The organism is Aquimarina penaris (assembly GCF_040786285.1).
Lineage (GTDB): Bacteria > Bacteroidota > Bacteroidia > Flavobacteriales > Flavobacteriaceae > Aquimarina.
On sequence record NZ_JBFMKQ010000001.1, the window covers coordinates 718,553 to 742,085 of the forward strand.

Below are 23,533 nucleotides of genomic sequence, written 5' to 3' on the forward strand. Positions count from 1 at the left end.
GGCTTACAGCAATGTATAAAAGCAACTTTGTGATTTTTCTTTGTTGGTTTTGTAGCCGTGAAATAGTAGTCGTGAGTCCCATAATTTTGACTGAATTAAATGGTTATCTCCTAAAAACCTATCAAAGTAGTAAATCACATATAAACATAACACGATTACCTCAGCGCGAGATGTTAGATAACTAACAAATTACATGTACTTATAGTATTAGATTTGAGATACTAACTTAAATACGTATGTACTATGAAAAACCTAAGTAAACCTTCCAGCTTCATAACAACTACTATTTTTTTCTTGTCTACTTATTAATAAAGTGATTTAGACAAGTATAGCGTTTACAAAATCTTTACTCGCAATATAATTTTCTTAGATGCCTTATATAACAATGAATAGATATCATCTATTCAACTATAATTTTATAAATACTATCCATTTTTATCTGCAAAAAAATACAGTTAACTTTAAGGACCAACAATAAAATTGCTTATTAAACCTAAAAATTACACAAATGAAAAACAAACTCTTAATTCCCTTAGCTTTTGCTCTGATTCTCTTAACAGGTTGCAATCAAAATGAAGTAACTGGCGATACGACCAAAAAAGGGAAATGTCCTTTCGGTTTCTCTTCAGAAGGGCCCTCTGGCGGTCTTAATGTAAGTAATGATGGTAAAACCAACAGAGATTGGTGGCCTAATCAACTCGATTTAAGTGTGCTTCGGCAGCATTCTTCTAAGTCCAATCCAATGGACGAGGATTTTAATTACGCACAAAAATTTAATAGCCTGGATTACGAGGCTTTAAAAGAAGACTTGACTAAGTTAATGACAGATTCACAAGACTGGTGGCCTGCAGATTATGGACATTATGGTGGATTATTTATTCGTATGGCATGGCACAGTGCCGGTACCTATAGAACAGGTGATGGTCGTGGTGGCTCCCGTGAGGGGCAACAACGTTTTGCACCGCTCAATAGCTGGCCAGATAATGGCAATTTGGATAAAGCCAGAAGACTTCTTTGGCCCATCAAACAAAAATATGGAAGCAAAATCTCATGGGCAGATTTAATGATCCTTGCCGGCAATGTTGCTTTCGAATCCATGGGTTTCAAAACTATTGGTTTTGCCGGTGGTAGAGAAGACGTTTGGGAACCAGCCAGTAATGTATATTGGGGTTCAGAATCGAAGATGCTAGATGATGAACGATATACAGGAGAGCGTGAGCTCGAAAAACCCCTTGCCGCTGTGCAAATGGGACTTATATATGTTAATCCAGAAGGTCCGAATGGCAATCCAGATCCCGTTGCTGCGGCCATAGATATACGAGAAACGTTTGGACGAATGGGAATGAACGACGAAGAAACCGTAGCGCTTATCGCGGGAGGGCATACGCTGGGTAAAACGCATGGCGCTGCTCCTGGTTCTCACCTGGGTGCTTCGCCAGAAGCTGCGAGTATTGAAGAACAAGGTTTAGGTTGGAAAAGTGATTATGGCTCAGGAAAAGGTAAAGATGCAATTACCTCTGGTTTAGAAGTAATCTGGACTGCAACACCTACCCAATGGAATAACACCTTCTTTGCTAATTTATTTAATTTTGAGTGGGAGTTAACAAAAAGTCCTGGTGGAGCTCATCAATGGGTCGCTAAAGATTCTGGAGAAATATTTCCGGATGCTTTTGATTCAGAAAAGAGACATAAACCAACAATGTTAACTACCGATCTTTCGTTACGATTTGATCCTGCTTATGAAAAAATTTCAAGAAATTTTTTAGAAAATCCTGAAGCTTTCAATAAGGCATTTGCCCGTGCATGGTTTAAACTAACGCATAGAGATATGGGACCGCGAACTACATATATAGGGCCCGAAATTCCAAAAGAAGAATTTCTTTGGCAAGACCCAATTCCGACAGTCGATCACGAATTAGCATCAGCACAAGATATTGCAGATTTGAAATCAAACATCTTAAATTCGAATCTTACCATTGGTGAATTAGTATCTACCGCATGGGCTTCTGCATCCACCTTTCGTGACTCTGATAGAAGAGGTGGTGCCAATGGGTCTCGTATTCGATTAGAACCTCAAAAAAACTGGGAAGTCAATAACCCTAAACAATTGAATAAAGTATTGACTGTTTTAGAAAAAATTCAAAGTGATTTTAGTGCCAAAGGCAAAAAAATATCTATGGCGGATCTGATTGTATTAGGAGGATCTGCGGCTGTAGAAGAAGCCGCTAAAAAAGCAGGGTATCCTATTAAAGTTCCTTTTACTCCCGGCCGTATGGATGCTTTGCAAGAACAAACAGATACAAGTTCAATGGCAGTACTCGAGCCTATGGCAGATGGGTTTAGAAATTATCTTAAAACAAAATACACCTTAACAACAGAAGAGCTGTTGGTAGACAAAGCGCAATTACTCACATTAACAATACCAGAAATGACAGTTCTTCTTGGAGGGATGCGTGTTTTGAATACCAATTATGATAATTCTAAACGTGGAGCTCTCACAAAAAGCCCAGAAACTTTAACGAATGATTTTTTTGTTAATCTCTTAGACATGAATACTGTCTGGAAAGCTACTTCAGAAAAACAAGAAGAGTTTGAAGGAAGAGATAGAACAACCAATGAGGTGAAATGGACCGCAACACGCGCAGATCTTATTTTTGGTTCTAACTCTGAGTTAAGAGCATTGGCCGAGGTGTATGCAAGCCATGATACAAAAGAGAAGTTTGTAAAAGATTTTGTAGATGCCTGGAGCAAGGTAATGCAATTAGATCGTTTTGATCTGCACTAATTTTATCCAACCATCCTATAAAAACCCACTTCGTTTTGAAAACGAAGTGGGTTTCTTTTACAGAAAGATATTTATTGTAGATTTATACATTTCTATAAAATAAAAACAACAAATCATGAATAATCAAAAAGGGCTTGCCTTATGGCATCAATTTGTGTCGAATAGAGATGTATCCAGGCTAGGCGAACTTATTGCAGATGATGCGGTCTTACATTCTCCAGTAGTATGGACACCTCAAAAAGGAAAGAAAATTGTGGGTATATACCTTACCGCAGCAGCCAGTATTATTGCTAATGAGCATTTTAAATACATGAGAGAAGTGAGCAGTAATGAACATAGCATTTTAGAGTTTACCACAGAGATTAATGGCGTTACGGTTGAAGGTGTTGATATGCTTACTTTTGATCAAGATGGAAAACTGAAAGACATCAAAGTGATGATTCGTCCATTAAAAGCGATCCAGGTAGTTCACCAAAAAATGGGTGAGTTTTTGGAGCAAATGAAAAAGTAGTTGATACAGATTCTCGTTATAATATTCAATTTTAAAAAATGATAGTATAGTACAGCATCAAGTCTAAGTATCTTTAGAATATCTGCTTTGGGCTTAAAAACAGGTTGTATTCATATAAAATTGTCCAAAATGAACAATACAGTTCTGTTATTTGATTTGTATCTTTCATAAAAGATAAATTCATGGGTAATCCTACACAATTAGATAGGTATAAGTCGTTATTAGGATTTTTAGATCAAAAATTCAAAGAGGATATTACCATCAAAGATATCGAAGAGGTTTCTTTTTATTCCTACAGAAACATCAATCGCATATTTCTTGCATTGCATCATGAAACCATAGGAAAATATATTAAAAGAGTAAAATTGGAGAAAGCCGCGCAGTACCTTAAATATTCTGAAAACACTATATCGGATATTGCTTTTGAAGTTGGGTATAGTGATATTGCTGCCTTTAGTAAAGCTTTTAAAAACCAGTTTAATTGTTCTCCTTCTCAATTTAGAGAAACACAAGAACTGAAGCAACAACTATTTCAAAAAACAATAGCTCCAAATCTAAGTACTCAAAAACCTTCTCCAACATTTGAAATCGAAGAGTTACCTAACCTCGACATTTTATACCTAACCTATCAAGGTTCTTTTGAAGATATTAAAGCCATAAAACAAGTCTGGGATCAGCTTATGAAATATGCATTCAAAAACAAATTGATAAATGATGATAGCATATTCCTTGCAGAGATATTGGATGACGATGAAATTACAGATAATGTACATTGCAGATATAATGCGGGCATTGTACTAGAAACACCGCTAAAATTCGAAGTAAAAGGGCTCTTTAGAACCAAGACTATACCCCCACAGAAATATGCCAAGTTTCTTCACAAAGGTAGTCACGAAGATTCGTTAGTAACCTATGATTATATCTACTCTAATTGGTTAACCGATATACCCCTAGAACTAGAAGATAAGCCAACTTTAGAGTTTTTTCTAAACGATGACGAAGATACTCCCCCAGAAGAATTACTTACCGAAATATATATTCCTATTCAATAGTAGAATGTCCAAAATGGACAAACAATGCAACCTGTATTGAGATTATTTTTGCCTCATAAACCAGAAACATGAGCAATATTACATTTCAAAAACATTGGTACTTAGGGATTTTAGGATTCGTAGGTTTCTATAAATTTCAATATGTAATTGATTATTTTCAAAATCAGGGATCTTTATGGGATCTCCTGAATCTATTATGGTTCTTCTGGTTTTTATACTTTTTCCCAAATAAAAAATAACACTAGAATGAACGTAAACGAAATTATTGTACTTTTTGAAACCTCGAATATATTAACGTATGTTGGATATTTCTTTATCATCAACATTTCTCTAATAACTTTCGAGCTTTTACTTGATCTTTTTACCTCAAAAGAAAGGCGATGGAAAGATACCGGAGCCAATATCATTATCTTCTTTCTCGGGCAATTGTTAGAGAAAACTATTTTTGGTTCTATTGGGCTTATTTGTCTCTTACCATTTTATCACATGACTCCGTTAGAAATCCCAATGAGTGGGTGGACCTGGGCACTAAGTTTATTGGCCGCTGACTTCACCTATTATTGGATGCATCGTATCGAGCATGAGCATCGAATTTTATGGGCAAACCACAGTGTACATCACTCTTCTGAAGATTACAACCTTACAATTTCTATGCGTTTAAGTATTATTGAAAGCGCTATAGAGTGGGTTTTTCTGATTCCTATGATTATTATTGGGTTTAATCCTTTCCAAGCCATCATATCTTTAGTTTTTGTAGCCCAATACCAAACCTGGATCCATACCGAACATATTGTTAAACTAGGTTGGCTCGATGAGATTTTTAATACCCCGTCGGTACATAGAGTTCATCATGGATCCAACCGCAAATATCTTGATAAAAACTACGGTGGTATTCTTATACTTTGGGATAAGGTATTCGGAACCTTTCAAAGAGAAGAAGAAAAAGTAGTGTACGGTTTAACAAAAAATATTAATTCGAACAACCCGATTACCATCAATTTTATTGAATACAAAAACATTTGGAAGGATGTAAAACGATGCCAAACCTGGAAAGATCGATTTAAGATCATCTTCGGGAACTTAATATGGAAGCCAAAGTATTTCAAACAAAAAAACAACACATGATTACAATAATTGCAGGAACCAATAGAGTAGATAGTAAAACATCAAAAATCGCAAATAATATTCATTCAGAACTCATGAAACTTACTGAGGAAGAAGTGAAAATACTTTCTTTAAGTGACATAGACTTTTCTTCGATTACTTCAAATTCTTATGAACAACAACCTTTCTCTATTCAAAAAATAAGTGTTTCTTATTTGATGCCAGCGCGACTATTTATATTTGTTATACCAGAGTATAATGGAAGTTTTCCCGGAGTTTTAAAATTGTTCATTGATCTTGTTTCTACACAGAATCTCGAAATGACTTTTTCAAACAAAAAAGCCGCACTTATAGGTACGGCAGAAGGCAGAGCAGGCAATTTGATGGGACTAAATCATTTTGCTGCCATTCTACAGCATATGGGTCTTTTTATTATGACCAAAAATCTTCCTATATCTAACGTAAGTAACCAAATTGATGAACATGGCAAGTTAAATAATCGTACCCGAAATATCGTTGTAAAACGACTATCCCAATTATTGGAAAGAGAACTTTATTTAAAAAGAATCGTGTAAGTATAAATAATAATGAAATGGTAGAAGTTAAAAAAATAGCCCATACACTTGTCAATTTATTGAGGCAAAAAAAGTTTCTAGAAGCTCAGGAACAACTCTTTTCTAAAGATGCAATAAACCAGGAACCTGAAATGTTTAAAGAGCGATCGGTATCAGGCTTAGAGGCCATGATTCAAAAAGAAAAGCAATTTTTGTCAAACATCAAAAAATGGAATCGTTTTGAAATCTCAGAACCTTTGGTGAGTAAGAATCACTTTAGTGTGCACATGATTACCGATGTAACTCTGGCAAACAATCAGAATGTATCTATTGACGAAATTATAGTTTATGAAGTAGTGGATGATAAAATCATCAAGGAGCAGTTTTTTTATAAATAAACTTCTTAAACCACTTCAAATAACTTTCCTGGTAAAGGTTTTATTACGCCTTTCAATTCCATATTCAATAAAACTGAAGCCACTTTAAATGTTGGGATTTTGCATTGCAAAGCAATCACATCGAGCAATTCTTTTCCGTTAGTATTCAAAAAATTGTAGATTTTTTTCTCGTCTCCTTCCAGTTCTACAAATAGTTTTTTCTGCACCGTCGGTTGTTCTTTTTCTTCTAGCTCCCAATTAAGCATATAAATCAAATCGGCAGCACTGGTTAGCATATGAGCACGCTGTGTTTTGATGAGCATATTACACCCTTTGCTCAAAGGGTCATGGGCTCTACCAGGCACTGCAAACACATCACGATTATATGAATTAGCAATATCTGCAGTCACCAGTGATCCACCCTTATCGGCACTTTCGATCACCACGGTAGCTTCACTAAGTCCGGCAATAATACGATTACGCCCCAGGAAATTTTTGCGATCAAAGGTATCTGTGCTCCAAAAATCAGTAAAAAACCCACCGTTTTCTTCGATCTGAGCAACATATTTTTTATGTGCCTTGGGATATATTTGATTTAAACCATGCGCCAAACAACCTACCGTTTGTAGATTATGTTTTACAGCGGCGCGCTGAGCAGTGATATCTACCCCATAAGCAAAACCGGATACAATAACAGGATTGATTGGAGCCAGGGTTTCGATGAGTTCTTCACAAAATTGCACGCCATAACTAGTTACTTGTCGTGTCCCTACAATGCTTAGTATTTTTTTGTGTTGCAAATCAATATTTCCGGAGCTAAATAATACTACTGGGCTGTCAATACAATGTTTTAATTTTTCGGGATAATCTGGTTGATCATACGCCCAATACTTTATATGATTCTCTTCGATAAAACGCAGTTCGTTTTCTGCTGCTTTTCGATGTTCGGGATTGTGTAGATCTTTAATTTTTACGGTTCCGATACCATCGATTTTTAATAAGTTACTAACTTTTTCTTTAAGAACTTCTTCTGCAGAGCCTACTTCTCGGATTAGTTTTTTGATAGAGTTATCCCCTAAATTAGGTACTTTTTTAAGCGTAAGTAATGCAATTAGTTTTTCGATGGTCATGTAATGCTTTATAAGTCAGTACAAGAAACAAAAAAAATAGAAACTGTTGATAAATTCGGTGCTCATAGTTTTGATGACCTTCATTTTTTTATACCTTTGAGTTAATAACCACACACTGTACACGCAGCATATTTTAGAAGGGGAAATGAATACTACAGCCAAATACATAAGCGAATTATTATATAGATACGAATGTGTAATCCTACCAGGTTTTGGTGCGTTTTTAACAAGGCGTCAACCTGCAATCATACAAGAAACTACTAATTCGTTTTACCCTCCCAAGAAGCTGATATCTTTTAATAGCCAATTGAAAAATAACGATGGCCTGTTAGCAAATTATCTTGCTGTAGCAGAAGATATATCATACACTGATGCTGTAGCCAAAATTCAACGTTATGTCTTATCTCTTAATGAGAAGATATCACAAGGTAAACGTATAGAATTAGATCGTATAGGTGCATTTTATACTTCAGTAGAAAACACATTGCAATTTGAACCATTGCAAGAAGTAAATTACCTTACAGAGTCTTTTGGTTTATCTTCTTTTGTTTCTCCGGCAATCAACCGCCAAGTCGAAATAAAGCGTGAGGTATATAAAGAAGAGGTCGAAGCCATTGAAGAGACGATCCCTTTAACATTTACTCCCGAAAAACGTAGAGAACGCCCTTATTTACAATACGCAGCAGCCGCAGCTATTGTTATAGGAATTGGTGGCTTTTTTGGATTGAAACAAATTAGCGACAATACGATTAGTTATAACCACAAGGAATGGCAACAAGCAAATCAGGAAATCGAAAACAAAATACAGGAGGCCACATTTGAGATCTCTAATCCGCTACCAGCTATTAGCCTAAATCTTATAAAAGAAGAGGAAGAAACTAATACAGATTCTTATACTGAAACAGAAACTGTAACAGGAAAATATCATATCGTAGCAGGCGCTTTTAGAATTGCATCTAACGCTGATAAAAAAGTAAGAAGACTTAAAGATAAAGGTTTTGATGCCCGACTTGTTGGGATCAACAAATATGGATTGCATCAAGTAGTTTACGAAAGCTATAATGATCGATTAGAGGCATTAAGAGCATTGCGAAAAATTAAGAAAGAACAAAGCTCGAAAGCTTGGTTACTGGTAGAGGAACTATAATCTATTAAAATTTTTCTTTCAAAGAAAATCACATTACATTCTATTTTTACTAACGTTTCTTATGATTTAAGTTAGGCATTCACATTTTTTGAAAGAAAATATGTGCAAATCTGCAATGCAAAGCTTTTTAGCCTAAAACACTTTTATCCAACTGTATAGTGTAAGTTGTTTTTACGTGATTATCTTTGCCAAAATTTAGTATCACATGGAAGCCAGACATCCTTCAGAATCTTGTACCACTTTAACAGATTTAGTCCTAACAGGAGAAACCAATCCTCTTAATAATTTATTCGGAGGAGAGCTTTTGGCTCGTATGGATCGCGCTGCAGGAATTGCAGCAGGTAGACATTCTCGAAGAATCGTAGTGACGGCTTCGGTTAATCATGTGGCATTTAATAAAGCTATCCCATTAGGTAGTGTCGTGACCGTTGAAGCAAAAGTTTCAAGAGCGTTTAGATCCTCTATGGAAGTTTATATTGATGTTTGGGTAGAAGACCGACAAAGCGGAGACAAAACCAAAGCTAATGAGGCCATTTATACCTTTGTTGCCGTTAATGAAAGTGGAAACCCCGTTAGCGTGCCCCCTATTAAACCAGAAACCGCTCTGGAAAAAGAACGTTATGATGCTGCATTGCGTCGTAAACAACTTAGTTTAGTACTCGCTGGTAAGATGAAACCAGATGATGCAACAGAATTAAAAGCTCTTTTTACATCATCATAATTCCTTAAAACTGTCATAAATTAAAGCAAGCGTAAAAAAGCTTTCTCAATTTTTGTTATATTTATAGTGAATAAAAATTCATTATACGTAATGAAAAGAAAAAAAATTCTCATATCCCTTATTGTAACCATAGTAGGTTTAGTTCTATTGTTGGCTCTTTTTTTTCGCCTGCGCTATGGTGGCGGACAAGAATATCAAAATATCTCTACCCAGGCTCATTATAACAGCTCTCAATTAGAGCAAGTTATCGCCTTTGAAGAGCCCATTGGTAATGTAGCAGCAAGTAAAGATACTACTCAGACTACCAGGGTATTCTTTACCATTCATCCCGAAAGCCGCCCAGAAACTAACAAGCTTATGGAAATTATTGATGGTAAGGCAGTTCCGTATCCCAATGAAGCATTTCAGGAAAAATTCAATACTATTTTAGGCGTTTTTACTGATCAACAGCATCGATTATGGGTTATCGATCATGGTAATCATGGATTTGATCCTGTAAAAGTGGTCGCTTTTGATTTGGCGACAAATCAAATTGTTCATGACTATACTTTTCCTAATGATATTGCTAAAAAATTATCCTTTTTTAATGATCTTTCTGTTTCTGCTGATGGAAAATATCTCGCGGTTGCCAATGTGAGTTTTTTTGGCAAGAAACCAAGTATAGCTATGTACAATCTCGAAACCGGAGAAAGCAAAAATCAATTAGAAAATCATCCAAGTGTACAGCATGAAGGTTATGTTCCGGTTACACCGGCTAAAAAAATGCGCTTTTTTGGAGGTGTCATCGATTTATTAACCGGTATTGATGGTATTGATTTTAGCCGTGATGGAAAATACATTTACTACGCTCCGATGGGACACAGTGGTCTATTTAGAGTTTCAACTGAAATCATCACAGACTTTACCAGGTCGGATGAAGAAATTTCAACCGCAGTAGAACGTGTAGCCGACAAACCATTAAGTGACGGTATTCGAACAGATTTTAATGGTAATGTTTACATCACCGATATAGAACATCAAGGAGTTTATGTTGTTACTCCAGAGAGAAAAGGTTTCACATTAATTAAAGATGAAAGAATACGTTGGGCAGATGGATTATCAATGACCAATGACGGTACTTTTTACCTTGCAGATAGTGATATCCCAAACCAGATGCTCCAGAGCAAAAAGCACATTGCCAAGCATGCTCCTTATTACATATACAGGTTTAAAGGGCTTGATTCAAATAAATAAGAATTATTAGTTTAATCCTTATTTGAACAGACCGATTATTATCCCAATGATGACTGATAAAATCATTAAAACGATAAACATTAAAAGCAAAATCGCAAAAAATCGGAGTACTTTTAAAAGGGCTTTTCCTACAGATAAATTATAAAACCTGGAATAAGCATAGGTATAATACCCTACGACCGTTAAAATTCCCAAAGAGAAAACACTCGGTGTAGTAACTAAGCTAAGTAAAAAGAAAATAGTGGTAGAAAGAAAAGTTACCCCTTGAATATAGGCGTTAATAATAAGGTGTTCACCATAATTATAGGGTTTCCAGAATGTTAGATAGGCAATTATAGTATAAAAAGGTAAAAGCATGAAAGAAAACAAATTATAGTACTTCAATATTGCTTTCTGAATTTTCCCTCCTCGTTCTAGCTGTTCCTTTAATAACTCATTTTGGTCTACTACTTTTACACTATCAGACAAGCTTTCATCATTCTTCGTATCAGGTTGTATAACATCGTTCATCGCTTCCATTTGCTTCTTATTTATCTCTCTAGTCAGACTAAGGTAATCTTCAGAAAACTGATTGAAAACTAATAACGAGATTGCGGCACCTATAGCAAAGAAACCAAATGGGTTTACGTATTTTTTTCTTGTTCCGTTAATGTATTCTTTAAAAAGGATATGAGGAGCACCAATAAGATTTCTGATCGTAACAAAATACCTATTATCCCAACCAAGAGCATTGATAAAAAGATCGGACACCATGTTCTTAAATGTTATTCGTTTCTCGATTACTTTTGCTCCACATTCATCGCAAAACTTAGTTTTCGTTGGTAAATTCTTTTTACAATTCTTACAATTCATATGTATACATTTAAGAAGGCTGATTTAATTTGAATCAGCTTTAATAATTTCTTATTTATTCCTGGAGATACTATCCGATATAGCATTCCTCAAGCTTTCTAGTTGTTGAGGGTATATTTGCCGAATTTCTTCTACATAATCTCTTTTACTATAATATCCCTGGTTGTAATTTTCAATAGCTTTATTTACTGAAATCAATGCCTCAGCATGGGCTTTATTGCGTGCCTGTAACAAAGCCTTATAATAATGACTATCGGCCGATACATTTTGATAGTATTGAAGTGCCTTATCAATATTTAAATTTGCTTTCTCCAGGTTCGAATTTTCAAAGTGTACTATACCCAAATATAAGAATGCGCTAGGCTCTACCCAATCTTCTCCAGAATCTTTAGTCACCGTGGCTATATGAGTATCAAAATAACGTATCGAATTAGTGTAATCCTTTAGTCCTAAATATGCGATACCTCTCCAATAATCAACACTATGTCCCTGGGGAGAGTCTATAAAGTTTGGAGTGAGTGTATCACTTGCATTAAAGTCATCTATTGCCCTTTTATAATCTCTATAAAACCATAGGTATAAGTACCCTCTCCATGGCTGCCACATTTTAGGATCACACTCCACGGCCTTATCAAACCACCGTTTCCACTTGTGTGGTATTCCTCTTTTGAGATAAGGTACAGAATAGGCTCTTAACGCCTCACAATTTGTAGAATCTAATGCCAGAATATCATCTAATAATGTCATCCCAATGGGAGTTCCCTGAAAAGGACCATCAAATCCGTGTTTTGACACTTCTTCTTGATACATCTCTTTTGAAAGCTCTCTTCTTTGAGCTACAGATAAGTCATCATGATTTTTACTACATGAAATCAGAATCAGACCCATAAAAAAACTAAGGAAGTATCTCAGCAATGTTTCCATTTTCAATTTTAAATAGTAAATACATGTAATGGTTATGAGTAGTCTCATACTTTTCCTTTTCTACTTGCCAGTTATCTTCTTTGATACTTAATTCTACCAATTGATTAACCAAGCTATCGGTAAGGTTAGAAATCCTCATATCTGTATCCAATTCATTAACTTCGACATTACCCACCTTACCTTCGCAATTGATATGAAACCTAAGATTAAGATATCCCGTATCTTGGTAGTTCTTGTTCTTATAACTACCCCTAATCTTTTGTACAAAGGCTAATTTGTTTTCTCTATATATTCTAGGAGCAGAACTATGGTAATATCCTAGCAAGTGTTTATCGTCACACATTTCAAAACCTTCTGTAAATAATGCTTTTTCAAGGTTTACGTGCCCAATGTTGAAAGGGTGTTTATTTTTATCAACCGGGTATTTACCTTGATATTGATAATAAATATAACCCGCCATAGCAGCAATAACCAGTACTGGGATAAGAATTATATAGCCTATAACTTTCAGAATTTTCTTTCTGCGCATACAATTGATCTTATTACTACATCCTATAAATCCATGTTTGTGGATTTAATCGTTTGGCATTTTGATAGATTAGAAACTTCATAATCGCCCTACCCGTAGTTGGATTAGTACGCACCTGCCCAATGGATTGTTTTGTGGTTACTTTCTGGCCCTCTTTTACCAAAATATTCTCAATATTATAATAGGTAGTGATAAAGTTACCATGTCGTATTTGCACCAAACGACTGGCCCCTTTTAGCTTTTGGATAGCGATCACTTCTCCCTCAAAAATTGCTCTGGCCTTCTCTCCTGCCCTGGTTTCGATTTCTACACCACTACTGTTGATTTGAATATTAGGGAGCGTAGGGTGCGGCTGACGGCCAAATTTCTTGGTTATTCTACCAGTACCAACGGGCCAGGGTAATTTTCCTTTGTTAGATGTAAAATTATCTGCTAATACTTTTGCTTCGGCCGTTAATGCAAATGTAGTGGCAGAACCTTTTTTTGTTACTTTTTTACCGGCTTTCTTATTGGCTTTAGCAATGGCTTCTCTAATTAACTTCTCGATCGCCTTATCAATCGCATTGGCTTGCTTTTCTTTTTGCTTAATTTGTTTGGTGTATGTTCCTTGTTTCTTACGAATAGAAGCCATTAAAACCCTCTGCTCTTTCTTCTCTTCCTGAAGCTTTTGTTGTGCTTCACGATTTTCGGCAATAAGGGTTTGCTTATCTTCTTTTTGTGTAGATAAATCTCTATTTAGTTGCTGGAGTTGTTGTGTATTACTTTCTATTCGAATAGCCTGCTCTTTGCGATGTTCATTGTACTGTTTCATGTATTGCAATCGCTTATAGGCCTGTGCAAAATCAGAAGATGAAAGTAAGAACATTATCCTGCTCTGGTGAGAGTTGCTTTTGTATGATTTTTTAATCATTCTGGCATAGTCTTCTCTAAGCACTTTTAGCTCTTTGCGATATACGTCTATTTTCTTGTGATTTGTATTGATTTCTCTGGTCAACAAATTAGCTTGTTGATTAGTAATTTTTATAAGGTTTTGACGGGTGTTAATTTGTGCATTAATTGCTTCTACTTCATCCAGAACAGAACGCTCTTTAAGCTTGTTATCTGCTCGTAATTGTTTCATTTGCTCAATTTCGTTCCTAAGACGTTGTCTTTCTTCTTCTAATTGTTGTTGTTTTGAACTTTGAGCAAAAGAAGAAGTACAAATCAACAATAAACTAATTAAATATGTAAGCTGTACTACTTTCATTGAATGGTGACCTCCTTATATCCTGATGGTATCTTAAACGGAAAACTTACCTTAGCATTGTAATCAACCTGTCTATATTCTATACCGATTGATGTTTTATCTTTTCCTTGCAATGCTTCTATGTAAATTTCTTTGGGAAACTCTTGATTTCCTACTTTTTGATAACTTTGATAATTGATTGCTAGGTTTCTATTTTCTATGGGCTGTTTTAATTGCTGAGAAGCCATTTTAAAACTATCAGGATGTATTAAAAACAAGCGCTCGAACAGAGCAATTTCTGCCTTAGGTCGAAGTTGATATACCTTATCTGTAATCGACGATTTATATTTATCTTCTCTTAAATTAAACAACGCCTGACCCAGAAGCATTTGCTGAACTTTATCAAAATCGAGATCCTCTGTGCCTAACCACTCACTTAACACTTTAAAATCGCCATCAAAGTATGTATTGTTGATTTTTTCGTAATAACTCACTTTTTCTGGGGTAATCAATGCTTTAGCCAAGGTAATCCCTAACATCTTAACACTTATCCAAATGATTTTATCTTTCTCAAACCGAAGCGTAGCATTAGGACTAAATGATTGTTTACCATCATCATATTTTACCTTTACTTTGGTATTAAGTGTTTCAAAATTAAAGGATCGATTGTAGTGATTGGCAATAACCTTTTCTGCACTCAGTTTTTTGATTCCGGATTCGCTAACAGCTTTAGTACCTTTACAGGAGTTTAGTACCATCAAAGAAAAGCATAGTAGATATAATATTTTATTCATTAATCGTTATGATTTTTTCTGAAGTTGAATTACTTTTTGTTTATATTCTGAAGCTTTTTCGATATTCCCAAGTTTTTGATATGCTTCACTGATTTGTGTATAAAAATCAGATTCCATTTTTAGATCATCTATGATATAGTCTATCCCAAGTGTAAGTGTTTCTATAGCTTCTTTTGATTTTTCTATATTAATTAATGACACGCCATTTATTAAATAGAAGATAGGTTGTGCGGGATACATTTCTAACGCTAATTTACTTCCAATCTCGGCTTTCTCATATCGTTTTAAATCCAATTGTAAGAGTAAAATTCTTTTGAGCAACCCAAAGTCGTTAGCATTACTTTTGATGCCTCTTTCGTAAAAATTGAGGGCTTGTTCCTTTTGATCTTTTTTATAATAGTAATGCCCTAGTTCGGTAAGTACTTTTGCATTATTCTCACCAGCAGAAAGTAAGGTTACAATTTCTGATAATTGAGATTCATATTGCGGGTTTTTATCTAGAAAGAGTAAAAAATCATTGACTACTTTATACTTAGATTCGATCTCTATCTCATTGCTTTTTAGAGTAATCTTCATAGACCTAATTGCCTCATCCGTCTTATTATCCTCTAAATAAAATTTATATAGAGCAAGATGAACGAGTTCTGACTTTGGCTTTTCCTTTAGGAGTAGTTTCGCTGTTTTATATGCTTTATCCTTTTGATTACCCTGACTATAAAGATAAATTAGGTTCAAGTAATTTTGCTCTACCTTAGGTTTCTCATTAATAGTATTTTCTAACCTGGCAATCTGATTATTAGGATTGGTAATTTTTGAGGAGATCCTTTTTCGTAAACTATCACGGTATTGATCTCTACCAAACTCTTCGTTTAATTCATCGATAGCGGTTAAAGCATCATCATATCGTTTCTCATGAAAATATAGATTCGCCAATTGCTCCTTAAACATAGGATTATAATCCACTAGTTTCTCGACGATTTCTATTGATTCTTTGTATTTACTTTGCTTAAAATAGGATTCGAACAATAATTCTAAAACATACCTGTTGTTAGGTTTCTCTTTGCTGCGTACTTTATTAAAATTATCTTCTGCCTGCTTGTATAATTTAAGTTCAAGGTAATTTTTTCCTAACTCTAAATACAAATAATTAGGTGTAGGATCAATTGCTATACACTTTTGCAAGGCTTCAATTGCTTTATCATGATTGGTAATTGCCTTTTGTTTTAGTGCCTCAAAAAAGTTTTCCTGAAACTCATCTGAAACATTGCCCAAATCATCAATATTTACTTCCTGCTTGGGTTCTATTTCTTGAGAAATAGACATATAGTTTCCCATTACAAGAAATAGACATAAAAGGCTTGTATGTTTCCAATATTTAATCATAAAACTCTACGAAGTTGTTCCCTCATCACGAATTATTCTAAAACCGAATAGTCTCCTATACTCACTGTTGTAAAATTTCCGTCGTAGATGGCATTATTTCCAATCATAGCATTGTCTAAGTTAGCATTTTTTACGACAGTTTGGGTCTGAATTAAGCTATTTTTAATGCTAGAGTCTTCTATAGTACACCCATTGCCAATTGAAACATTAGGCCCTACTGTTGCATTTCGTAACGTTACTTCTTCTCCAATATAACAAGGAGGGATTATAGTAGCATTTTCCTGGATAAGGGTTTTACTAATTAAATTTGCTCCATCTTTTTGTAAAAAACCTAGCATCCTAGAATTGGTTTCAACAGTAACGTTTTTGTTTCCGCAGTCCATCCATTCATCAACTTTTCCGGTTACAAAAACTTTTCCATCGGCCATCATTCTTTTAATACCATCGTTGATTTGGTACTCTCCTCCATTTATGATATTGTTATCTAGCACCACTTGTAGTTCATTCTTTAGTACAGCAACATCTTTAAAATAATAGATTCCTATCACTGCTAAATCAGATACAAATTCTTGCGGTTTCTCTACTAATTCTACAATTTCACTTTTATCATTCAGTTTTACTACACCATATGCTTCTGGTTGATCTACTTGTTTTACCCAAATTACAGCATCTGCTTCTTTATCTAAATTAAAATCTGCTCTAATCAAGGTATCTGCATAAGCAATTACTGCAGGTCCTGATAATGACTCTTTGGCGCACATAATAGCATGACCCGTACCCAATGGTTGATCTTGTCTATAAATAGACGCTTTAGCTCCTAAACCTTCTGCTAATTCGGTTAAACTAGATACTACATCATCACCAAAAAAAGCAGGATCACCTAGTATAAATGCAATCTCTTCTACAGGCTCTCCCAACACCTTTGCAATATCAGACACTAATCGATGTACAATTGGTTTTCCGGCTACCGGAATTAAGGGTTTAGGGACTGTGAGTGTATGAGGTCTTAGTCTAGAACCTCTTCCTGCCATGGGTACAATGATTTTCATATAATTTAGTTGGTTTTTATTTTTGATTATTTAACTCCAGTACTACCAAATCCTCCTTCGCCTCTAGAGGTCTCGGATAATTCGGTTACTTCTTTCCACTCGGCACGTTCATGCTTTGCAATGACCATTTGCGCTACACGCTCTCCATTTTCGACTACAAAATCCTGGGTAGACAGATTGACTAAAATCACTCCTACTTCTCCTCGATAATCTGCATCTATGGTTCCTGGCGCATTAAGTACTGTGATTCCTTTTTTAGCAGCCAACCCACTACGTGGTCTAACTTGTGCTTCATATCCAACAGGTAACTCCATGAATAACCCTGTTTTGATAATTGCTCTTTCTAAAGGTTTCAATGTTACCGGTTCTGTAATATTTGCTCTAAGGTCCATTCCTGCAGAAGCAATTGTTTCGTAATGAGGAAGATCATGTGATGATCTGTTAATGATTTTAATTTGCATATTTAACTATAATACTCAAGCTATATGAGTGTTTATTTTTTTAAAATTTGTTTTAACTCCCTTTTTTCTGAAGCATACAAAATTACTAAAAACACCAGTAACAACGGGATAGAAATCAAATAATTGCTGTCGAAGACATAAAAAGACAATATCGAAAAACCAATTGATAATGCAAGGTACCCTCCTATCTTCTTCAGGTTATACGGAATGGGGTAATACTTTCTTCCAAAATACCATGATATAAGCATCATCGAACCATAAGCAGCTAATGTCGCAATTGCCGATCCAACATAACTATATTTCGGAATCAATACAAGATTGACTACTAATGTAATCATCGCTCCTATTATAGAAATATATGCCCCAAACTTAGTTCTATCTGTAACCTTATACCAAACCGAAAGATTATGATATATTCCTAAACATAGATTAGCTAACAAAATTATAGGCACCACAACCATGGCCTCCCAATACTCTGGGTTTTTAATCATGAATTCCTTTAAAAACTCTGAGAAAGTAATAACGACAATGAGTATGAAGGATCCAAAAATCACAAAATACTTTGTTATAATCGCATAGGTTTTGGGCGCATCTTTTTCTTTGGCATGACTAAAAAAGAAGGGTTCTACCCCCATTCGAAAAGCCGTTGCAAACAATGTCATGAATAGGGCTAATTTGTAACATGCCGCATAGGCTCCAGAATCAAAAAGACCTTCTTTACCTCCTATGACCCATTCTAATAATATCTTATCAAAATGTTCATTAATCGCAAACGCCAGACCTGCAATTAAGATTGGAGTACCATAGACCATCATTTTTTGCCATAGCCCCTTATCAAATTGATAATTAATTTTAAAATAAAAAGGAAGCATCAATAACAATGTCACTGCACTGGCAACTACGTTAGATATAAAAATATATTGAATTTTAAAATCTTCGATATATAGTGCCTGTAACCATTCTATCTTCTTTGAAAAATCACCAAGAAATACCAGAAAAAATACATTTAGAGAAGCGAATATGATGACATTAATGATCTTTACAACAGAATATCGTATTGGCCTTTCCTGGGCTCTTAAATTTGCAAAAGGAATAATGACCAAAGCATCTAAAATTAAAATCCAGATTACATAAGTTAAAAACTCTGCGTCTATTGCAATAATTGAAGCAACTTGACTTTGCCCCATAAAGGCAAAGATTCCAAAAATCAATGTAGAAATGACTATGGATATTGCCGAAGTGCTTGTTACTTTATTTTTGTATTGATCGAGGTTTAAAAACCTAAAAAAAGAGGTTTCCATCCCATACGCTAAAATAACATTGAATACTATGATCCAGGCAAATAAAATAGATACTCGACCATATGCTACTGGACCATCGAGATACTTCGTATGTATTAAAACAAGCAAAAAAGACAGCATTCTGGGAAGTACAGTCGCTAGTCCGTAGATAAAAGTTTGCTTAAAGAGTTTCTGAAATACGCTCAACTCAAGATATAATTGTGGTGCTAAAAATACAATTTTTATTGTCTTCTTCGCATGGGCATTGCCTTAACTTTTTTTTCTGATACATCCTCTGTTTTAAAAAAGCCTTCTTTATTATTTTTTGTAAATGCAATAATACATTCGTTAACCGTTAACTGAAAAGGAATTTTTTCTTCGATTATAGGTGCTTTGTTTTTAAATTCTTCTTTTGGATCATCACTCATAATCAAACTTCTGTTTGTGTTGGGGTTAGTATAACGACCTACATAAATAGATTCATTATTAAGCTTCAAATCGACCTTTTTACCTCTAAAATAAGCATAGTTTAATACTATATTAGCGTCTTCTTCAACCGGAATAAATAACGTAAAACCTGAACCTGCTCCTTCTAGTCCCGCTACCCATTTCTGAAAATATGGATCTTTAATAACTATTGGTGCTTTTTTATCTACGTTTTGACTAGTAGCGCATTGTGTAAATGAAGCAAGTATCACTAGTAGTATCGCTATTTTAGTAATCATCATTTTAAAATTCATCATATTTTAAAGCTTTTCTCTTCTATTAGCGTTCAAAACTAATGCCAAAGGTAATACTCCTATTATTTTTCAACGGTCATAAAGATAGAAAAGAAAAAGCCCCATAAGAAAACTTACGGGGCTTTATACGTTAATGATGCTAGATATTTAGAATCCTCCTCCACCTAAACCATTACAGTTTTGGGCATATAAGAGAAATAGCTCTGTTCTTGAACCTTTATCATTAGAAGTTACCAGAGTTACTCTATAGGTTCCAGGGGTATTTATGATAACTACTGCAGAATTTCCACTTGGAAAAATACCTCCTTGATTGCCTCCCGGACTTATAGACCATGAGTAGGAATCACAAGAATCGAAAGGAACAGATAATGTATTATTGATTGTAGTTGTACATATCTGATTACTACCCAGGTTTCCTTGAATATATCCTGCAGGAACAGGAGTTCCGAATTCAGAATATATTGGTGCTGGTGTTGGTGGGTTAGGACAAGGATCACCCCCAATTGAAGTAACTGTCATTCTAAGATCACAATCATTCGAATTACCATCCACAACCACTCTAATGGTAGCTTCTTCAAAACCCGCATTAAACCGCACTGTAAAGGTACTGGAAGTGGTCGAACCTAAGATTTGAGTATATGCACCATTCAATATTGACCATTGTATTGATGGGTTACCCAAAATGGTATGCGAAACTGTAAACGTACGGGTCTCACCTGCAGATGCAATAGGGTTTGCATTGTTTACTGAAATGGTACAATCATTTTGACGAGCAACAATAATTGGTTTACTTTTTAAGTCAACAATTTGTTCTGATCTGTTTTGTAATAGCTCTTCTTCATTAGTTTCACAGGAAACGAGCAACAAAGAGCACAAGAGTACTCCTAAAAACTTGAAAATTGAGTTCATAATATATTTATTAAGGTTAATATTAATCTTAAAGTTAGATATAAATCATCCTTAATTGAGTTAAATAATAGTTACATTATCTTCTTCTATAAATATATCCGGTATAACCCTTTTTAGACAAAAGGAAAGCCTCATAAGTTTCCTTATGAGGCTTTATATATTTAAAAATAATTCTCTAGTTATTCAAAGCTTCTGCACCACCAACAATCTCAAGGATTTCATTGGTAATTGCAGCTTGTCTTGCTTTGTTATATGACAACTTAAGTGCATCTCTAAGTTCGGTAGCATTATCGGTTGCTTTATGCATTGCAGTCATACGTGCACCGTGCTCTGATGCAAATGAATCACGAATTGCCTTATATAATTGCGTCTTAAGTGACTTAGGAATTAATTGCTCTACAATTTCTTCTTTAGCTGGCTCAAAAATATAATCTACATTAGTTGCTGTAGCATTTTCTACCGGAACGATTGGTAAAAACTGCTCTGTGGTAACATCTTGTGTAGCTGCATTTTTAAATTTGTTATATACAATCACAATCTTATCATAAGATCCGTTTGTAAATAACTGCATCAATTCTTCGGCGATAGCAGCAACATTAGCAAAAGTAAGGTCATCAAATACTTCACTTTTATTAGCAACAACGGTATGCGTTTTAGCAACTACATCATTAACTTTTTTACCAATGGTAACAAAATCTACTTGTTTTCCTGCATATTCGTCTTCGTATAATGCTCTAACCCCTTTAACAATATTATTGTTAAAAGCTCCGGCCAAACCACGATTAGAAGCAATCGCAACAACCAATACTTTATTTACCTCGCGTTGTTCTGCATAGGCACTTGCACTATCTCCTTCAAGAGAAGCACTAAGGCTTTGCAATAACTCGGTAAGTTTATCTGCATAAGGACGCATTGCAGTAATTGCCTGTTGTGCCTTATTCAACTTTGCGGCCGATACCATTTTCATGGCACTGGTGATTTGCATCGTTGAGGATACAGAGGTAATTCTACTACGTAATTCTTTTAAGTTTGCCATTTTTCTTAGTATTGAGTATTGAGTAGTTAGTAGTGAGTACTTTCTTGGTCAATACCTTTCTAATATTAAACTTTATGAAGTACAGTGTGTAGCATATGCTACACACTGTACTCAATACTAATTTTTATATTTTGCTGAAATCTCTTTACAAGCAGATAGTAACACATCGGTTACCTCGTCTGTTAGTTTTCCAGCCTTAAGCGTATCTAGTGTATCTCTATGCTTAGCATTAAGATATTCTATGAAGTCGCTTTCGAATTCTTTTATTTTGTTTACAGGAACGTCTCTTAACAAGTTTTTAGAACCTGCATAGATGATCGCGATTTGATCTTCTACGGTATAAGGATCATTTTGTGCTTGTTTAAGGATTTCAACGTTACGTTTCCCTTTTTCGATTACATTTAAGGTAGCTGCATCAAGATCAGAACCAAACTTAGCAAATGCTTCTAATTCACGGAACTGCGCCTGATCAAGTTTTAATGTACCTGCCACCTTCTTCATTGATTTAATCTGTGCAGATCCACCCACACGTGATACCGAAATACCTACGTTAATTGCCGGACGAACACCAGAGTTAAATAAATCTGAAGTTAAGAATATCTGACCATCTGTAATCGAAATTACGTTGGTTGGGATATATGCAGAAACGTCTCCTGCTTGTGTTTCGATTATTGGAAGTGCTGTTAAAGAACCTCCTCCTTTTACTTTATCTTTCAAAGAATCAGGAAGATCATTCATATCCTTAGCAATCTTATCATCTGCAATAACTTTTGCAGAACGCTCTAATAATCTTGAGTGAAGGTAAAATACATCTCCAGGGTATGCCTCACGACCCGGTGGACGACGTAATAATAATGATACCTCACGATATGCTACCGCTTGCTTAGATAAATCATCATAAATGATCAAAGCAGGACGACCTGTATCTCTAAAATACTCTCCGATCGCTGCACCAGCAAATGGAGCATATACCTGCATTGGAGCAGGATCAGAAGCGTTAGCTGCTACGATAGTCGTATATGCCATTGCTCCTTTATCTTCTAATACTTTAGCGATCAAGGCTACTGTAGATGCTTTTTGCCCAATGGCAACATAAATACAGTATACCGGCTCGCCAGCATCATAAAATTCTTTTTGGTTAAGGATTGTATCGATACAAACTGTTGTTTTACCAGTCTGACGGTCACCAATTACCAACTCACGCTGTCCACGCCCAATTGGTACCATGGCATCGATAGACTTGATCCCTGTTTGTAATGGCTCATTTACCGGTTGACGGAAAACTACACCAGGAGCTTTACGCTCTAATGGCATTTCGAAAGTTTCGCCTTCAATAGGACCTTTTCCATCGATAGGGTTACCTAAGGTATCCACTACTCGACCTACGATTCCTTCTCCAACATTGATAGATGCGATACGCTGAGTACGTTTTACTGTTGCACCTTCTTTTACATCTATAGAAGATCCTAAAAGTACTACCCCAACATTATCCTCTTCAAGGTTAAGTACGATACCTTCTAATCCAGAATCGAACTGTACTAATTCTCCATATTGAGCATTAGATAATCCGTATACACGAGCGATACCATCACCCACCTGTAATACGGTACCTACCTCTTCTAATGAAGCTGTTGCTTCAAACCCAGATAATTGTTGTTTTAATATTGCTGATACTTCAGCAGGGTTCACTTCTGCCATTTTATAGTAATTTAGAAGAATAAGCTTTACTACTCATTC

At 35.3% G+C, this 23,533-nt stretch carries 23 protein-coding genes; 9 read left to right on the forward strand and 14 right to left on the reverse strand.

Annotated features, from left to right (window positions below; translation table 11 throughout):
- The first annotated feature begins 508 nt into the window (after positions 1-508).
- The 6 genes from katG to ABW637_RS02915 all read left to right on the forward strand — a co-directional run bounded on the left by katG (position 509) and on the right by ABW637_RS02915 (position 6,404).
- Positions 509-2,785, forward strand: a complete 2,277-nt coding sequence (gene katG / locus ABW637_RS02890; RefSeq protein ID WP_367583127.1) for a catalase/peroxidase HPI — start codon at positions 509-511, stop codon at positions 2,783-2,785.
- Positions 2,786-2,900: 115 nt separating this feature from the next.
- Entirely contained in the window at positions 2,901-3,296 is a 396-nt protein-coding gene (locus tag ABW637_RS02895) for a nuclear transport factor 2 family protein (protein WP_367583128.1), read from the forward strand.
- A gap of 182 nt (positions 3,297-3,478) precedes the next feature.
- Positions 3,479-4,348: an AraC family transcriptional regulator gene (locus ABW637_RS02900; protein WP_367583129.1), complete on the forward strand. Its 870-nt coding sequence runs from the start codon at positions 3,479-3,481 to the stop codon at positions 4,346-4,348.
- Between the two features lie 246 nt (positions 4,349-4,594).
- The gene (locus ABW637_RS02905; protein ID WP_367583130.1) at positions 4,595-5,473 is read left to right on the forward strand and encodes a sterol desaturase family protein; all 879 of its coding nucleotides are present in this window, start codon (positions 4,595-4,597) and stop codon (positions 5,471-5,473) included.
- Positions 5,470-6,027 (forward strand): NADPH-dependent FMN reductase, encoded by a 558-nt coding sequence (locus ABW637_RS02910; protein WP_367583131.1) that lies wholly within the window; start codon positions 5,470-5,472, stop codon positions 6,025-6,027. Before ABW637_RS02905 ends, ABW637_RS02910 begins: the two co-directional genes overlap by 4 nt.
- 17 nt (positions 6,028-6,044) lie before the next feature.
- On the forward strand, positions 6,045-6,404 hold the full coding sequence (locus tag ABW637_RS02915; RefSeq protein WP_367583132.1) for a SnoaL-like domain-containing protein: 360 nt from the start codon (positions 6,045-6,047) through the stop codon (positions 6,402-6,404).
- Between the two features lie 5 nt (positions 6,405-6,409).
- Here ABW637_RS02915 and dprA read toward each other — a convergent pair whose 3' ends face one another.
- Positions 6,410-7,513, reverse strand: a complete 1,104-nt coding sequence (dprA, locus tag ABW637_RS02920) for a DNA-processing protein DprA (RefSeq protein ID WP_367583133.1) — start codon at positions 7,511-7,513, stop codon at positions 6,410-6,412.
- A gap of 145 nt (positions 7,514-7,658) precedes the next feature.
- Between dprA and ABW637_RS02925 the strand changes: the two genes are divergently transcribed.
- The 3 genes from ABW637_RS02925 (at position 7,659) to ABW637_RS02935 (ending at position 10,614) form a co-directional block, all read left to right on the forward strand.
- Entirely contained in the window at positions 7,659-8,660 is a 1,002-nt protein-coding gene (locus tag ABW637_RS02925; protein WP_367583134.1) for an HU domain-containing protein, read from the forward strand.
- Between the two features lie 205 nt (positions 8,661-8,865).
- Positions 8,866-9,381, forward strand: coding sequence for an acyl-CoA thioesterase (locus tag ABW637_RS02930; protein WP_367583135.1), 516 nt, complete (start codon positions 8,866-8,868; stop codon positions 9,379-9,381).
- 90 nt (positions 9,382-9,471) lie between these two features.
- On the forward strand, positions 9,472-10,614 hold the full coding sequence (locus ABW637_RS02935; RefSeq protein WP_367583136.1) for an L-dopachrome tautomerase-related protein: 1,143 nt from the start codon (positions 9,472-9,474) through the stop codon (positions 10,612-10,614).
- 18 nt (positions 10,615-10,632) lie between these two features.
- Here the strand turns inward: ABW637_RS02935 and ABW637_RS02940 are convergent, their stop codons facing one another.
- The 13 genes from ABW637_RS02940 to atpA form a co-directional block, all read right to left on the reverse strand.
- Positions 10,633-11,466 carry a DUF3667 domain-containing protein gene (locus tag ABW637_RS02940; protein ID WP_367583137.1) on the reverse strand — a complete coding sequence of 278 codons (834 nt, stop codon included), beginning with the start codon at positions 11,464-11,466 and terminating at the stop codon, positions 10,633-10,635.
- A gap of 51 nt (positions 11,467-11,517) precedes the next feature.
- Entirely contained in the window at positions 11,518-12,390 is an 873-nt protein-coding gene (locus ABW637_RS02945; protein ID WP_367583138.1) for a tetratricopeptide repeat protein, read from the reverse strand.
- A complete protein-coding gene (locus ABW637_RS02950; protein WP_367583139.1) occupies positions 12,362-12,919 on the reverse strand; it encodes a hypothetical protein in 558 nt (185 codons plus the stop codon). Before ABW637_RS02950 ends, ABW637_RS02945 begins: the two co-directional genes overlap by 29 nt.
- 16 nt (positions 12,920-12,935) lie before the next feature.
- Positions 12,936-14,165 (reverse strand): murein hydrolase activator EnvC family protein, encoded by a 1,230-nt coding sequence (locus ABW637_RS02955; protein ID WP_367583140.1) that lies wholly within the window; start codon positions 14,163-14,165, stop codon positions 12,936-12,938.
- Positions 14,162-14,938 carry a lipoprotein insertase outer membrane protein LolB1 gene (lolB1, locus tag ABW637_RS02960; protein ID WP_367583141.1) on the reverse strand — a complete coding sequence of 259 codons (777 nt, stop codon included), beginning with the start codon at positions 14,936-14,938 and terminating at the stop codon, positions 14,162-14,164. Before lolB1 ends, ABW637_RS02955 begins: the two co-directional genes overlap by 4 nt.
- Positions 14,939-14,944: 6 nt before the next feature.
- The gene (locus ABW637_RS02965; protein ID WP_367583142.1) at positions 14,945-16,273 is read right to left on the reverse strand and encodes a tetratricopeptide repeat protein; all 1,329 of its coding nucleotides are present in this window, start codon (positions 16,271-16,273) and stop codon (positions 14,945-14,947) included.
- A gap of 80 nt (positions 16,274-16,353) precedes the next feature.
- The gene (locus tag ABW637_RS02970; RefSeq protein ID WP_367583143.1) at positions 16,354-17,370 is read right to left on the reverse strand and encodes a sugar nucleotidyltransferase; all 1,017 of its coding nucleotides are present in this window, start codon (positions 17,368-17,370) and stop codon (positions 16,354-16,356) included.
- Positions 17,371-17,396: 26 nt separating this feature from the next.
- Entirely contained in the window at positions 17,397-17,831 is a 435-nt protein-coding gene (gene dut, locus ABW637_RS02975; protein WP_367583144.1) for a dUTP diphosphatase, read from the reverse strand.
- A 32-nt stretch (positions 17,832-17,863) separates the two neighbouring features.
- Positions 17,864-19,318, reverse strand: coding sequence for an oligosaccharide flippase family protein (locus ABW637_RS02980; protein ID WP_367583145.1), 1,455 nt, complete (start codon positions 19,316-19,318; stop codon positions 17,864-17,866).
- 35 nt (positions 19,319-19,353) lie between these two features.
- A complete protein-coding gene (locus tag ABW637_RS02985) occupies positions 19,354-19,854 on the reverse strand; it encodes a hypothetical protein (protein ID WP_367583146.1) in 501 nt (166 codons plus the stop codon).
- Positions 19,855-19,998: 144 nt separating this feature from the next.
- Positions 19,999-20,760, reverse strand: a complete 762-nt coding sequence (locus tag ABW637_RS02990; protein ID WP_367583147.1) for a hypothetical protein — start codon at positions 20,758-20,760, stop codon at positions 19,999-20,001.
- Positions 20,761-20,935: 175 nt separating this feature from the next.
- The gene (gene atpG, locus ABW637_RS02995; protein WP_367583148.1) at positions 20,936-21,796 is read right to left on the reverse strand and encodes an ATP synthase F1 subunit gamma; all 861 of its coding nucleotides are present in this window, start codon (positions 21,794-21,796) and stop codon (positions 20,936-20,938) included.
- Positions 21,797-21,913: 117 nt separating this feature from the next.
- Positions 21,914-23,494, reverse strand: coding sequence for a F0F1 ATP synthase subunit alpha (gene atpA, locus ABW637_RS03000; protein WP_367583149.1), 1,581 nt, complete (start codon positions 23,492-23,494; stop codon positions 21,914-21,916).
- Positions 23,495-23,533: the final 39 nt, after the last annotated feature.